This is a genomic window from Flavobacterium microcysteis, assembly GCF_006385255.1.
Classification (GTDB): Bacteria; Bacteroidota; Bacteroidia; order Flavobacteriales; family Flavobacteriaceae; genus Flavobacterium; species Flavobacterium microcysteis.
On the sequence record NZ_VFJE01000052.1, the window covers coordinates 255822 to 270902 of the forward strand.

A 15081-nucleotide genomic window follows, 5' to 3' on the forward strand; every position below is an offset into this window, starting at 1 on the left:
GGGTATAAAAATATAAAATTTATGACAACTACCGAACAAATTAAAGGTATTGTGGAGCGCCTTGGTGCGTTGAGGAGGTATCTTTGACGTCGATAAGAAATTAATTGAAATTGCCAACGAAGAAGAAAAAACATTAGCCCCAGACTTTTGGAACAATCCAAAAGAAGCCGAAGCTCACGTTAAAATGCTGCGATCCAAGAAGAAATGGGTTGAAGATTATAACAAAGCTGTTTCTCTTGCCGATGAATTGCAATTGGCTTATGAGTTTTACAGGGAAGGTGAAATGACCGCCGAAGAACTGGACGAACAATACAATCTGGCCAATACACATATCGAAAACATCGAGTTCAAAAACATGTTATCTGACGAAGGTGACTCTTTGAGCGCTGTCTTGCAGATTACAGCAGGAGCCGGCGGAACAGAAAGTTGCGACTGGGCACAGATGCTGATGCGAATGTATATGATGTGGGGCGAAAAGAATGGCTATAAAATCAAAGAACTCAACTTTCAGGCTGGTGAAGTTGCCGGAATCAAGACCGTAACCCTCGAGTTTGAAGGCGATTATTCTTTTGGTTATTTAAAAGGCGAAAATGGCGTACACCGACTGGTACGAATTTCTCCTTTTGACAGCAATGGAAAACGCCATACTTCTTTTGCATCAGTATATGTATATCCTCTGGCGGACGATACCATCGAAATTGAAATTAATCCTGCCGATATTTCGTGGGAAACCATGCGTTCGAGCGGTGCCGGTGGACAGAACGTCAATAAGGTGGAAACAGCCGTACGACTTCGTCACCATCCGACAGGTATTATTATCGAGAATTCAGAAACCCGTTCTCAATTGGATAACAAGACCAAAGCCATGCAGTTGCTGAAATCGCAATTATACGAAATCGAATTAAAGAAGAAACAAGCGTTACGTGACGAGATTGAAGCCAAAAAGATGAAAATCGAATGGGGTTCGCAAATACGAAACTACGTTATGCATCCGTACAAGCTTGTAAAAGATGTAAGAACTGAATACGAAACCAGCGATGTGGAATCTGTAATGAATGGTGAAATCGACGAGTTCCTTAAGTCATTTTTGATGATGATGGGACAAAAAGAAGAAGAATAGTCTTTTTAAAAAATAAAATGCGGATTATACCTCAAAAGCTAATTTATTGGCAATGAGATATAATTCGCATTTTTATATTTCCCCATTTTAATATTTTTTTAAGAAATTCTGGTTTAAGTGTAACAATTTCTCCAAATAGATGTCCTATCTTTATCTGGATTCATAAATCTAAATTTGATTTTTAGATTTTGATCTAAGAAAATGACATGAATTACAAGAAGCCCATTTCCTATATTCCAAACAACGAAGCTCTAAGGCTTCAAAAACTCTATGACTATCAGGTTCTTGATACGCATTCTGAGGATACTTTTGACAAAATCGCCCTATTAGCTTCACAAATATTCAATACCAAAAATGCTTTTGTAACTTTTGTTGATGAACATCGTGTTTACTTTAAAGCAAACATTGGTGACTTTCAGGCAACGGAAGTTCCAAGAGAAGACAGCTTGTGTTCACTGGCCATTCTGGATGAAAAAATCACTGTATTTAACGACACGCATGCTATTCCTGATTTATCAGAAAATCGCTTTGTCAGTAGTCCTAATGGCATACGGTTTTATGCTGGAGCGCCTTTAAAAACTCCTGAAGGCCACTCTGTCGGGACAGTTTGTGTTATCGACAGCGTAGCACACGAAGTTACGGAACATCAAATGGATATGCTTAGAACGCTTGCAGACATTGTTATCAATAAGTTGGAAAGCAGATTACGCTACAATACAATTATCAAGTCACAGAACGAGCTCATGGGCATCGCACTGCATGAAATAAAAAATCCATTGGCATCCATTAGTCTTGCTAATGACATCTTACGACTTGACGCTTCAAAAACGCCTAAGATGACCGACATGATCAAGCATAGTGTCGCTACCATTCAGAACAAGCTGACGGATTTACTTAAGCTTTCAGAAGATGAAGAAAAAGAACAGCGACTTTCTATTGAAGAAGCCGATTTGAAAGAAATGCTGGACCGATTAATTAATAATTTTGAATTGCTAGCCAACAAAAAGAATCAGATTATTGAATTGACAATTGAAGAATCGCTTCCAAGAATCAACATCGACAAGACAAAAATCTCTGATGTGCTTCATAATCTTCTAAGCAATGCCATCAAATATTCCTACAGCAACACTACCATTAAGATTATTGCTAAAAAGATTGATGACTTTGTAGAAATCGAATTCAAAGATCAGGGACAAGGACTAAATGACGAAGATGCGGACAAGCTTTTCAAAAAATTCGCCAAACTAAGTTCCAAACCAACAGGTAAAGAGAGTTCAAACGGCTTAGGATTATCCATCTGTAAATCATTTGTAGAATTACATAGAGGACAAATTTTTGCAAAAAGTCCGGGTAAAGAATTAGGGACATCCTTTTTTATCTCTCTGCCTATTATCTACAAACAGGAAGAAACCGAAATCACGCATCACCAGTAAAACCGATACATTTTAAGCTTTGCGGCTCTGCGTCTTTGCGTGAAATTATTGCTCGCAAAGACGCAGAGCCGCAGAGTTTTTATCATCTTTCTATTTCAAGACTTCCTTAAAAAACAACTTCATTGCTTCCCAGGAACGCTTATCTGCCAATTCATTATAAGCAGCTCCTTTTGAATTGTCGTTTCCAGCACTTTTTTCGGTAAACGCATGAACTGCGTTGGCATAATAATTCATCTCCCAGTCGGCTTTGGCTGTTCTCATTTCATTTTGGAAATCCTTAATTTCTTTTTCTGAAACATGTGGATCATCAGCTCCGTGAAGGACTAAAACTTTTGGCTGTATAGCTGTGATTTCACGAGAAGCATCTCTGCCCAAACTTCCGTGAAATGATACTACTCCCCTAACTTTCATATTCGTTCGTGCAGCTTCCAATGCGCCAGCACCTCCAAAACAATACCCTATTACAGCAATATTATCGGCATCAGCTCCTTGTTTTACCAATTCAGCCAAAGCGAGTGAAATCCTATTCTGATATTCTTTAATATTTGTTTTATAATATCCGGCCTTCGCACTTGCTTCTTTCGTGTCTTTTGGTCTTTGGTCTACTCCATAAATATCTGCTACAAAAGCATAATATCCCATATCAGCCAACCTGGTTGCCGTTTCTTTAGAATGTTCATCAACACCTTTCCAGGCTGGAAGAATAAGAACACCCGGTTTATTTGCTAATGATTTTTTGGGTACGGCCGAAAAACCGCTTAAAATTTGCGCATTGTCTTTATAATCAACTTTCTTAAGTTGTGCCATAGCTACGTTTGTTATAAATATTGAAAGAATAATGTAGTCTCTAGTTTTCATTTTTTTTATTTTTTATTAAAAATAGCAATTTCATTTCCAACATCAGGTTAAGAATGTGCTAAAAACAAAAAACCACTGCTTGGCAGTGGTTTTGTATAATAATCCTTAATTAAAGGAATAGATTCAGTATATAGTAAAACAAAGCTGCTAAAATTGCTGAAATTGGAATTGTCAGTACCCATGCCCAAATCAGGCTAACGGTAACTCCCCAACGAACAGCAGAAACACGTTTTGTCAAACCAACCCCGATTATCGAACCTGTAATCGTGTGCGTTGTACTTACTGGTATTTTTAAATGCTCCGTAAAATATAAAGTCAAGGCTCCAGCTGTTTCAGCCGCAACTCCTTCAAATGAAGTTACTTTTGTAATCTTTGATCCCATGGTTTTAACGATTTTCCAACCACCACTCAAAGTTCCGGCAGCTATCGCAGAATAACACGCAAGCGGAATCCAGGCAGGCATATGGAAATCTCCTGTTTCATCAGGAAGCACTACATTCAACCATTCCGGCATACTTTCCTGTGGAAGACCATTCGTATGGATATAAACAGCTACAGCTGCAGCGATGATACCCATTACTTTTTGCGAATCATTTCCACCATGTCCTAAACTGAAAGCTGCAGATGAAAGAAGCTGCATCTTTTTTAACCATGATTCTGATTTGCTATGACTCATTCTGCTAAAGAACAAACAGAACGTACTCACAGACAATATAATAAATGCTACTAAAAACCATTTGATATTATGCGCTTCGAAAACAACACTCCAAAAGTGAGAGTCAAAACGTGGCTTCTTAATTTTTTCGTAAGGAACCATCTGAAACGCAACGAATACAATCGTAGCAATCATCAAAGAACCCGTAAATATTTTAGGATAAATACTTTTTTTAGATGAATTGAGGAGCCATATCGATATCAGATAGGATGCCAGTGCACCGAGGAGTGGTGCGAGGACAATAAAAGCGATAATGATAACTACACCAGAAGGCATTCCTCCACCGCTTGCTGCTTTATACCAGGTAACTACGTCAAAACCAGCATGAGCAATTGCAGCTCCGGCAAAACCACCAATCAAAGTATGTGAAGAACTGGAAGGAATTCCCAGCCACCAAGTCAATAAATTCCAACATATTGCGGCAATGATTCCCGCTAAGATAACCGTCAGGTTAATTTCCATTGTATTGGCTGTTTTTGCCACGGTATCAGCGACACCAAAACCAAAAACCCAATATGCCAAGAAGTTAAAGAACGCAGCCCAAACAACAGCCTGGAATGGAGTAAGCACTTTTGTCGCAACAATAGTTGCAATTGCGTTCGCTGCATCGTGAAAACCATTGATATAATCAAAGATTAATGCAAGAACGATAATGACAATTAATATTGTAAAATCCATAAGATTGTTGAGTCAAAAATGATTTAGGAGTGCTTAACTACCACAGATTCAAGAACGTTAGCTACGCTTTTACATTTATCAGATGCTGATTCAAGTGCAGACAAAACTTCTTTATACTTGATGATATTTTTAGCATCAGTCTCATTTTCAAAGATATCAGCAACGGCTTTATCAAAAACGTTATCTGCCTTGCTTTCTAACTTATTAATCTTCTTGCAGGCATCAGCAATAGCCTTAAGATTTTTCAAATCTTTCAACTCTTTTATCGCAGCACCAATATGCTGACAAGCTTCTAAGTTGATTTCTGTTAATTTACGAATCGATTTCGTGATTTTTTCTACCTGATACAAACGCATTCTACTTGCAGCACCGTGCATATAATCTGCCACATCATCCATTGACTTTACCAAAGCAAAAATATCTTCACGGTCAAACGGAGTAATAAAGTTTCTGCTTAGCTCTAAGTGAGTTTTATGTGTAATTTCCTCAATAATAGCCTCTAGCTCTTCAATTTTTCTGAAATAGTTCTCTCTTTCTAACTTTGGTGCATTTACTGCTTCGTGCAAAGTTTCTGCCAATAAGATTAAATTTTGTGAAGCTTGTTCAAAAAGAGGAAAGAACTTTTTATCTTTAGGAACTAAAAACTGGAAAATACTGTTTAAAGACATAGGTTTGTTATTTAATGGTGCAAATGTATCTCTTTAATGTTAAGACAATATTATCAAATCATAAATAAGGAGTTATCAAAATTTACGATTTCATAATATTGATAGGCACTTCCAAAAAGCCAATTTCTTTTTTATTGCAAACGTTTTCGTACTTTAGCAATCTCAAAAAAATAAGCAAAATACACTCTATACATTATGGATATCAACTTCAATAAAAACGAAGACCACAACAAGCTTTTATTATCTGATTTAAAACAACGTTTCGCAAAAGTAAGATTAGGCGGAGGCGAAAAAAGAATAGAAAAATTACACGCAGAAGGCAAAATGACCGCCAGGGAAAGAATTGATTACCTTCTGGACCCTAAAAAAGAAAGTATTGAAATAGGCGCATTTGTAGGTGATGGAATGTACGCTGAGCATGGCGGATGTCCGTCAGGCGGTGTTGTAATCAAAATTGGCTACATCAAAGGAAAACAATGTGTCGTGGTAGCTAATGATGCTACCGTAAAAGCCGGAGCCTGGTTCCCTATTACCGGAAAGAAAAACCTTCGTGCCCAAGAAATAGCAATGGAAAACAGACTGCCAATCATTTATTTGGTAGACAGTGCCGGGGTATACCTTCCAATGCAGGATGAAATTTTCCCGGATAAAGAACATTTCGGAAGAATTTTTAGAAACAACGCCATCATGAGCAGCATGGGCATTACGCAAATTGCTGCAGTTATGGGAAGCTGTGTTGCCGGTGGCGCCTACCTTCCTATTATGAGCGATGAAGCTTTAATTGTAGACAAAACCGGAAGTATCTTCTTGGCAGGAAGTTATCTGGTAAAAGCTGCCATAGGTGAAACAATTGACAACGAAACGCTTGGAGGAGCAACAACGCATTGCGAAATTTCCGGCGTTACAGATTATAAGGCTAAAGACGATAAAGATGCTTTAGACAGAATAAAAAATATCGTAGATAAAATCGGTGATTACGACAAAGCGGGCTTCAGCAGAATACAATCGGAAAAGCCTGCTTTGGATGAAAAAGAAATTTACGGTATCGTCCCTAAATCCAGATCGGAACAATACGACATGATGGAAATCATCAAACGTTTGGTCGATAATTCTGAATTTGAAGCGTATAAAGAAGGTTATGGGCAGACTATCATTACCGGTTATGCCAGAATAGACGGTTGGGCAGTAGGAATTGTAGCCAATCAACGTAAGGTTGTAAAATCCAAAAAAGGCGAAATGCAGTTTGGAGGCGTTATTTATTCCGATTCAGCTGACAAAGCCACTCGATTTATTGCGAATTGCAACCAAAAGAAAATCCCTTTGGTTTTCTTACAGGATGTGACCGGATTTATGGTTGGAAGCAAATCTGAACATGGAGGTATCATCAAAGACGGTGCAAAAATGGTAAACGCAGTTTCAAACTCTGTCGTTCCTAAATTTACGGTTGTTGTTGGAAACTCCTACGGTGCAGGAAACTATGCAATGTGTGGAAAAGCTTATGATCCAAGATTGATTTTTGCGTGGCCAAGTGCTGAATTAGCCGTAATGGGCGGTACTCAAGCAGCAAAAGTATTAATGCAGATTGAAGCTTCATCGCTAAAAGCAAAAGGAGAAGTAGTTGACGAAGCAAAAGAACAAGAACTTTTTGATAAGATAAAAGCGAAGTATGATGCTCAGGTTTCTCCTTATTATGCTGCTTCTCGTTTATGGACAGATGCTGTTATTGATCCTCTGGAAACCAGAACCTGGATATCTATGGGAATCGAAGCTGCCAACCATGCTCCTATCGAAAAGCAATTTAACCTTGGTGTAATTCAAGTCTAATTAGTCGATATGGGGAATCTTTCAGAAAAGGAACTTCAGGAACTTGCCGGACAATTGAGCCATCCAAATGGTGAAAACGGCATACAGACTGCCTATAGCATGAACGTAGCAAACGATAACATGATTCGTAATGCTATAGATCAGGTTGAAACCAAAGCACATTCAACCATTTTAGAGATTGGACCCGGAAACGGAATCCATATCAAATACTTGTTTGAAAAAGAAGCGGATCTGAATTATTACGGTATTGATGTATCAGAATTGATGGTTGAAGAAGCCCAAAAGCTCAATTCTGAATTTACGGCCTCTAAAAAAGCTGTTTTTGAACTTACTGACGGAGAAAAGATAGCGCATCCGGATTTTTTCTTCAACAGTATCTTTACAGCCAATACCATCTATTTTTGGAAAAATCCTGAAGAATATCTAAATGAAATTTTTAGGGTATTACAAAAGGACGGCACATTCATATTGGCTTTTATCCCGAAAGAAGTAATGGAAAAAATCCCTTTTTCAAAATACGGGTTTGAGCTTTATGATGCGGAAAAGGCAAAAACATTGCTCGAAGCTTCCGGATTCCAGATTGAAACTATCCTATCTGAAAAAGAAGAGGTCCTGAGCAATACCGGAGAAATAAAAATCCGCACCTTTACGATTATCAAATCCAGAAAACCTTAGTAACCTTTCAAAACTTCCATAATGGTGAGATATCTTCTTTTCTTTATTTGTTTGCTCGGGTTTCAAAAAAACCATGCTCAGCAATTTACCAGAAAGGACTCACTCCGTGGTGGCTTTTCTTCTGAAAGAACTTGTTATGATGTTCAGCGCTATGATTTGAACATTACCATAAATCCAGAAGAAAAATCAATTAAGGGATATAATGATATTACTTTTAAAACCTTAAAAAGTACACAAAAAATCCAAGTCGATTTGTTCGAGAATATGAAAGTTGACAACATACTTTTTGAAGGCAAACCACTGGAATATAAAAGAGAATTTGACGCTGTTTTTATTACTTTCCCAAAACCGTTAACTGTTGACGGAATCGATAAAACCATACGTTTTTATTATTCAGGCAATCCTGAAATTGCAAAATATCCGCCATGGGATGGTGGTTTTGTATTCAAGACCGACAGTCAAGGCAAGCCTTGGATTGGAGTTGCTGTACAAGGAACAGGTGCCAGCTTATGGTATCCGGTAAAAGATTCCCAAAGTGATGAACCTGATTTTGGTGCTACGATAAAAGTTGCTGTTCCGGATGGATTAATGAATGTTTCCAACGGCAGGTTTAAAGGAAGTGAAAATCTGAAAAACGGATATACCCGTTGGGATTGGGAAGTAAAAAGTCCAATCAATAATTATGATATCACAGTTAATATAGCCAACTACGCTCATATCCATGATACTCATAACGGGCTGGATTTGGATTATTATGTTCTTCCTGAAAATGAAGAAAGAGCAAAAAAACATTTTGAAGAAGTAAAACCAATGTTGGATTGTTTCGAAGCTAAATTTGGTAAGTATCCTTTTGCAGAAGACGGTTATAAATTAGTTGAAACTTCTTATTTAGGTATGGAACACCAAAGCGCTGTTGCTTATGGGAATAAATACCGAAAAGGTTATATGGGAACCGATACTTCTGGCACAGGTATAGGCATGCTTTTCGATTATATTACCATCCACGAAAGTGGTCACGAATGGTTTGGAAACAGTATTACTTCAAAAGATATTGCAGACATGTGGATCCACGAAGGATTTACAACCTATTCCGAATCAGTATTTATAGAATGTGTTTATGGCTATGAAAAGGCTATGGAATATATAAACGGGCAAAAAAACCGTGTTTCTAACAGAAGTGCAATTATTGGCAAATATGGCGTCAACCATAAAGGTTCTAACGATATGTATTATAAAGGAGCACTTCTTCTGAATACACTTCGCCATATTATCAATGACGATCAAAAATGGTGGAAAATACTGCTAAAATATTCCGAAACCTACCGTCATAAGATTATCGATACCGAAACTGTCATTACCTTTTTCAATACCGAAACAGGCCAAAACCTGACACCAATTTTTGAACAATACCTTAAGTACAAAAATATTCCTGAGTTGGAAGTCGTTTTCAAAAAGAAAGAAGTAAAGTTCCGATGGCTAACAGATGTATCTGATTTTAAAATGCCGGTTATTTTAAAACAAGACAATAAAGAAATCAGGCTTGAAGCAACCAACGAATGGAAAACCCAATCTTTTAAAAATGATAATGCTGTAACATTTGATGATTACAGGTTTCTTATAAAAATAAAATACGATTAAAAAAAGCGCCTCATGGCGCTCTTTTTATATACTGGCTAAACTTTCCTTCCGCAATAGCTTTCCTGTTGGCGTTTCTAAAAATTTAGGAATAAACAGTACTACTTTTGGTTTTTCATATTTACCAAGTTCACCAAAAGCTTCATCGTCTATAACATAAGGATCGCCTTCTATGGCAAGAACCAGTTTTTCTCCTAATTCTTCATTTTCTTGTGAGGCGATAAAAAACCTGCGGTCAATCTTATGTGACAATTTCTCTTCTATCTGTTCTGGAAAAAGCTTTATTCCGCCGCTATTAATAACGTTATCAATACGGCCAAGCCAAATAAATTCATGATCATTCAACACTTTTACAACATCATTCGTCACAACAATTTCTTCTGAAATTGCCGGTGCATTTACAACAAGACAATGTCTTTCGTCTTCAGCAACGGTTATACCTGGCAAAACCTGAAAAGCTTCCTCTCCTACTCTTTTGGCGGCTATATGCGTAATGGTTTCTGTCATGCCATACGTTTCATAAATCGCTGTAGGGATTTTTTTCAGTTCTTCAGCCAAAACAGAACTCACTTTGGCACCGCCAATAATCAGTTTTTTTACCTGCCCGAGCTTATCTAATGAATGTTGGGCCTGAATCGGAACCATTGCTGCAAAATCATAGGTTTCTTCGTTTCTTTCTAAAGGCGTTGAAGTAGGTTCTACAAAATCGATATCCAAGCCTAAAATAAAAGCTCTGACAAACATCATCTTTCCTGCTACATATTTTGCCGGAAGACAATGAAGTACTTTGTTCCCAGGAGCCAATTCAAAAAAGTCTCCGGTAGCTAAGGCTGAATTTACCATTGCCTGTTTACTGATTCTTATTTTTTTTGGAGCTCCGGTAGTTCCGGAAGTCGTCATTTCGATATAATCTTTCTCATCAAACCAATCCAATAAAAAAGCGCCAACCGGTCTTTCATAAGCTTCACCTTCTTTTATGAAACTATAGGCGACACGGCATAAATCATCTCTGTCTAAATGAAAGCCATTCAGCTTAAAACGGTTGTGTACATTATAATAGGTTGGATTGTCCATCGTTTTTTTCAAATTGATTATTGTGGTAGGTGTTCTCTGTTGTTGGGCTATCCGGAATGGTTCCGGTCAATTTCTCTTTCCAATTATTCCATTGGTACTTCTTACTAAAGATAAATAAAAGAATTGGAAAAAGTATAAAAACAGGAAGTAAAACATCAAATCCAGCTACAGGTTCTGAATGGTCTTTTAAAATGGAATGCGTCTGGAAAACCGACCAGTCTGCTGTTAAGAGCAAAGCGCCAATCAAATTATTCGCGGCATGGAATCCAAGTGACAATTCAATACCATCATCCATCAGTGTCAAAATGCCTAGAAATAAACCTGTACCTATATAATATATCATAATGATATAGCCCATTTTTTCAACTTCCGGGTTCATGATATGAAGTGATCCAAAAATTAGGGAAGTCATTAGCAATGGGAACCATTTGTTTTTTGCCAAAAGTGCAAAACCTTGCATAAGATAGCCTCTAAAAATATACTCTTCGGTACTGGTCTGTATCGGTATCAGGGCGATAGCAATAATAGCCAGTATGGCAAAAGGAACCGGCTTGAAATTAACTTCATAATCCTGTGGTGAAGCATAATAGGCAACTATAGTCATGACAATCATAATCGTTGCCCAAAGTCCAAACGAAAAGAAAAAGCGTTTCCAGTCCATTTTTGGTCGAGAAGTCGTTACTTCAATAAATTTCTGCTGATGCAAATATTTCACAACGAAAAATAAGGCCAACAAAGCAACTACAAATGAAATCATCATCAGGAAAAGCGTCAGGTTCGAATCAAGAGAGGTTAACAACTCAGTCTGCTCAGTTGGAAAAGCCTTGTTTTCTTCAAAAGATTTTATTCCGACGGCAATTATAAGCGGAAATTGCCCCAATGTAGAAGCAATGATTACTATAATCGAGCCAATAATATATCTCCAAAATGTATTCCCTTTACTCTTAAAGCCTTGAGCTATAAACATATCTTCAGTTTTAGTTTAGTGTATAATTCGTCCCCTAATTTATTCAATTGTTACGATATAATCATCTATTTTTAAATTGCATTTCTTTTCTTTGCGGTTTATTTAAATCTGAACACTATGATTACGATATATCACAATCCACGATGTGGAAAGTCAAGAGAAGGACTTAGCCTGCTTGAAAAATCTGGAAAAGAATTTGAAATCATACAATACCTAAAGGAAGTTCCTACAGCGGAAGAACTCAAATCCATCCTAAAACTTCTGGGAATATCACCTATTGAATTGGTGCGCCAAAAAGAAGAAATCTGGGTACAAAACTTTAAAGGCAAAACATTTTCTGATGAAGAAATCATCAAAATAATGATTGAAAATCCAATTCTGATTGAAAGGCCAATCGTAATCAACGGCAAAACGGCTACTATAGGCCGACCACCAGAAAAAATACTGGAAATTCTTTAAGTAAGCTAAATAGTTTTATTTAACAAACCTTTATGAAATCAGGCTTAAACCAAAACCTACTTTTGCTGTCTTAAGCTAAATAATCAACATTCTCGTTAATGAAAAATCTAAAATTTGCAATAACCCTCCTATTGCTGTCCGTTACACTTCTCAGCTATGCGCAAGAAAGGCCGCAGGCTAAAAAAGTAAAAATCACAGGTAAAATTACCGAAAAATCGACTTCTCAACCTTTGGGATATGCTACGGTAACGCTACAAAACTCAAAGCGTCCCGATGTTATAACTGGAGGAATGACAGATGAGAATGGTGAGTTTTCAATAGAAGCAAATGCAGGTACTTATGATGTGAAGTTTGAATTCATCTCTTTCAAGCCAATCGAAATGAAACAACTGCCCATACAGGAGGATAAAAATTTTGGAACTGTTGCTTTAGAAGCCGAAGCCGAAATGCTCGATGCTGTTGAAATTCGTGCAGAACGCTCGACTGTAGAAATCAAACTAGATAAAAAAGTCTATAACGTAGGACAAGATATGATTGTCAAAGGCGGAACGATTAGTGATGTTTTAGACAACGTTCCTTCTGTTTCTGTAGATGTTGAAGGAAATGTAAGCCTTCGTGGTAATGAAAACGTAAGAATCTTGATTGATGGAAAACCTTCTGGTTTAGCTGGTATCAATATTGCAGATGCTTTAAAAATGCTTCCTGCTGATGCTGTAGATAAAGTAGAAGTTATTACGAATCCTTCTGCCAGATACGATGCTGAAGGTGGTGCCGGTATTCTTAACATTATCTTGAAAAAAGGAAAAAACCAAGGAATTAACGGAACGGTAACTGCTACAACCGGAGACCCTGCCAATCATGGATTTACTGGAACAATTAACTACAAAACCGAACAATTCAACCTGTTCACCACACAAGGTTATAGCTATAGAAAAGGACCTGGAAACTCGATGACAGATACGGAATATTTGGATGAAAACGGAGATGTTACTGGTTACTTAAAAGAAAGAAGAAACAACGAAAGATTGAACAAAAGCTACAATGGGGTCTTTGGATTGGAATGGTACTTAGACAAATCGATTACATGGACGAATACTTTATCGTATAGAAGAAGTTCTGGTGAAAATCCGGATAACGTTTTCCAATACCGATATGACCCGTCAATGAATCTGCAAAGTATCACTAACCGATTCAGTATGGAGTCTGAAAAAGATGAAAACGTTGATTTCTCTTCAAATTTCATCAAAAAATTCAAAAAAGACGGACATCAGTTAACGGTTGACCTTTCCTTCTCGCAAAGTGATGATGATGAAGATTCAGATATTCCTAGTAGAAATGTATTGGATGGCACTCCAATAAGCGAGCAAAGAACCGGTAATATCCAAAAACAAAACCGCTCATTACTTCAGGCTGATTATGTATTGCCTATTGGCGAAAAAAGCCAGTTTGAAGCCGGATACCGTGGAAATTTCAATGATCTTTTAACTGACTATTCTGTTGAAAATTTCAACTATGGTACAGGTGGTTGGGAAAACGATCCTCAATTCACTAACACATTAGAGTATAAAGAAAAAGTAAATGCGCTTTATAGCCAGTTTGGTACTAAAATCAACAGAATGTCGTATTTGGTAGGTCTGCGTTGGGAAGATTCCAATATCGATATCAACCAATTGACTCAAAACATTTACAAGAACAAGAAATACAACAATTTCTTCCCAAGTGCATTTTTGACATATGAATTCAACGAAAGCAGCAGCGCTTCGTTAAGCTATAGCCGTAGGATTTCAAGACCTCGCTCCCGCTCTATCAACCCGTTTTCGAGCTTATCAAGTAACATCAACTTGTTTAGAGGTAATCCTGATTTAGATCCGTCAATGACCGATGCTTTTGATTTTGGTTACCTGAACAAATTTGGAAAACTGACTTTTAATACTTCTATGTATTTTAACAGAACAAAAGATGCTGTACAGTATGTAAGAAATACGGAAATGATTAACGGAACAGCTACTTTAGTAACTTCTCCTGTAAACGTAGGTTCTGAAGATCGTTTTGGTTTTGAATTTACCTTATCTTATAGTCCATACAAATGGTGGAGATTGAACAGTAATTTCAACCTGTTCAGAAACCAAACTAAAGGAAATTATACGTATACTGACTTATCAAACAATTCACAAACGATTGATTTCAGCAATACAGCTTATTCATGGTTTGCCCGAATCAATTCAAAAATCAACCTTCCTTTGGGAATCGACTGGCAGGCTAATAGTACTTACAATGCGCCTCAAACCAATGCACAAGGAAGATCGAAAGGAATCATCAGTGCTAACATGGCGTTCAGCAAAGATGTATTGAAAGATAAAGGAACAATTGCATTAAACGTAAATGACCTTTTCAATTCCAGAAAAAGAATTACAGAAACAAACCTGGCAACACAAAATGCCTATTCTGAAATGCAGTGGAGAGAAAGACAGATTACGCTTTCTTTTACTTACCGTTTCAACAAAAAGAAAAACGAAAGAGAAAAACAGCCTAAGAGAACCGACGGAGATAACGGCGGTGAAGAATATATGGGCGGATAATATAAAAGCCTCCGGCAACGGAGGCTTTAGCATAAAAAAAGGGAACCAATTTGGTTCCCTTTTTTATCTTGAGTACAGATTAACTCATTGACTCTTGTTTCTTTTTGGCTTTTCTTTCTTTATATCTTTCGAATAAAGCACCACCAATCCAATAAGGAAGAAGGCTAACTAAAAAAATCATCAACCAGAAGCCGATGGTTAAGATAGTCAAGAAAAGTAAGAAACCTAAATACTGTTGAAATTCAAACATGTTTTCCGGAATTTTTTGAATACCTGTCAAAGATAGGTGTATTATTCATTTTGACCAATAAAAACAGCAAAAATAATTTTTAAATCATTTTTTAAACCTACTTATAATCCTTATTTTTGGGCTGGCTTTCAGTAAGCTATTAAAAA

Annotated in this window: 13 protein-coding genes; 7 read left to right on the top strand and 6 right to left on the bottom strand. The window is 37.2% G+C overall.

The window, feature by feature from the left end; genetic code table 11:
- Positions 1-21 precede the first annotated feature (21 nt).
- A protein-coding gene (gene prfB / locus FJA49_RS06740; RefSeq protein WP_140000161.1) for a peptide chain release factor 2 occupies positions 22-1120 on the top strand; the annotation gives its coding sequence in 2 pieces (ribosomal slippage) (positions 22-84 and positions 86-1120; 1098 coding nt in all).
- A 206-nt stretch (positions 1121-1326) separates the two neighbouring features.
- Positions 1327-2553, top strand: coding sequence for a GAF domain-containing sensor histidine kinase (locus tag FJA49_RS06745; protein WP_140000163.1), 1227 nt, complete (start codon positions 1327-1329; stop codon positions 2551-2553).
- Between the two features lie 90 nt (positions 2554-2643).
- Here the strand turns inward: FJA49_RS06745 and FJA49_RS06750 are convergent, their stop codons facing one another.
- The 3 genes from FJA49_RS06750 to FJA49_RS06760 all read right to left on the bottom strand — a co-directional run bounded on the left by FJA49_RS06750 (position 2644) and on the right by FJA49_RS06760 (position 5472).
- Complete coding sequence (locus FJA49_RS06750) at positions 2644-3411, bottom strand: dienelactone hydrolase family protein (protein ID WP_140000165.1); 768 nt, start codon at positions 3409-3411, stop codon at positions 2644-2646.
- 109 nt (positions 3412-3520) lie between these two features.
- The gene (locus FJA49_RS06755; RefSeq protein WP_140000166.1) at positions 3521-4804 is read right to left on the bottom strand and encodes an inorganic phosphate transporter; all 1284 of its coding nucleotides are present in this window, start codon (positions 4802-4804) and stop codon (positions 3521-3523) included.
- Between the two features lie 23 nt (positions 4805-4827).
- Positions 4828-5472, bottom strand: a complete 645-nt coding sequence (locus tag FJA49_RS06760; RefSeq protein WP_140000167.1) for a DUF47 domain-containing protein — start codon at positions 5470-5472, stop codon at positions 4828-4830.
- Positions 5473-5667: 195 nt separating this feature from the next.
- Here FJA49_RS06760 and FJA49_RS06765 point away from each other — a divergent pair, with 195 nt between their 5' ends.
- The 3 genes from FJA49_RS06765 to FJA49_RS06775 are packed head-to-tail and all read left to right on the top strand — an operon-like array spanning position 5668 to position 9609.
- Complete coding sequence (locus FJA49_RS06765) at positions 5668-7296, top strand: acyl-CoA carboxylase subunit beta (RefSeq protein WP_140000168.1); 1629 nt, start codon at positions 5668-5670, stop codon at positions 7294-7296.
- Between the two features lie 9 nt (positions 7297-7305).
- Positions 7306-7971 (top strand): class I SAM-dependent methyltransferase, encoded by a 666-nt coding sequence (locus FJA49_RS06770; RefSeq protein ID WP_140000169.1) that lies wholly within the window; start codon positions 7306-7308, stop codon positions 7969-7971.
- A 21-nt stretch (positions 7972-7992) separates the two neighbouring features.
- Positions 7993-9609, top strand: coding sequence for a M1 family metallopeptidase (locus FJA49_RS06775; RefSeq protein WP_140000170.1), 1617 nt, complete (start codon positions 7993-7995; stop codon positions 9607-9609).
- Between the two features lie 24 nt (positions 9610-9633).
- Here the strand turns inward: FJA49_RS06775 and FJA49_RS06780 are convergent, their stop codons facing one another.
- Both FJA49_RS06780 and FJA49_RS06785 read right to left on the bottom strand, forming a co-directional pair.
- Positions 9634-10680 (bottom strand): AMP-binding protein, encoded by a 1047-nt coding sequence (locus tag FJA49_RS06780; RefSeq protein WP_140000171.1) that lies wholly within the window; start codon positions 10678-10680, stop codon positions 9634-9636.
- Positions 10658-11647: a CPBP family intramembrane glutamic endopeptidase gene (locus FJA49_RS06785; RefSeq protein WP_140000172.1), complete on the bottom strand. Its 990-nt coding sequence runs from the start codon at positions 11645-11647 to the stop codon at positions 10658-10660. The genes FJA49_RS06780 and FJA49_RS06785 overlap by 23 nt, the downstream gene beginning before the upstream one ends.
- A 117-nt stretch (positions 11648-11764) precedes the next feature.
- Here FJA49_RS06785 and arsC point away from each other — a divergent pair, with 117 nt between their 5' ends.
- Positions 11765-12106, top strand: coding sequence for an arsenate reductase (glutaredoxin) (gene arsC / locus FJA49_RS06790; protein ID WP_140000173.1), 342 nt, complete (start codon positions 11765-11767; stop codon positions 12104-12106).
- 98 nt (positions 12107-12204) lie between these two features.
- On the top strand, positions 12205-14685 hold the full coding sequence (locus FJA49_RS06795) for an outer membrane beta-barrel family protein (protein ID WP_140000174.1): 2481 nt from the start codon (positions 12205-12207) through the stop codon (positions 14683-14685).
- A 79-nt stretch (positions 14686-14764) separates the two neighbouring features.
- On the opposite strand, the gene FJA49_RS06800 is transcribed toward FJA49_RS06795, so the two are convergent.
- Positions 14765-14965: a hypothetical protein gene (locus FJA49_RS06800; RefSeq protein ID WP_140000175.1), complete on the bottom strand. Its 201-nt coding sequence runs from the start codon at positions 14963-14965 to the stop codon at positions 14765-14767.
- Positions 14966-15081: the final 116 nt, after the last annotated feature.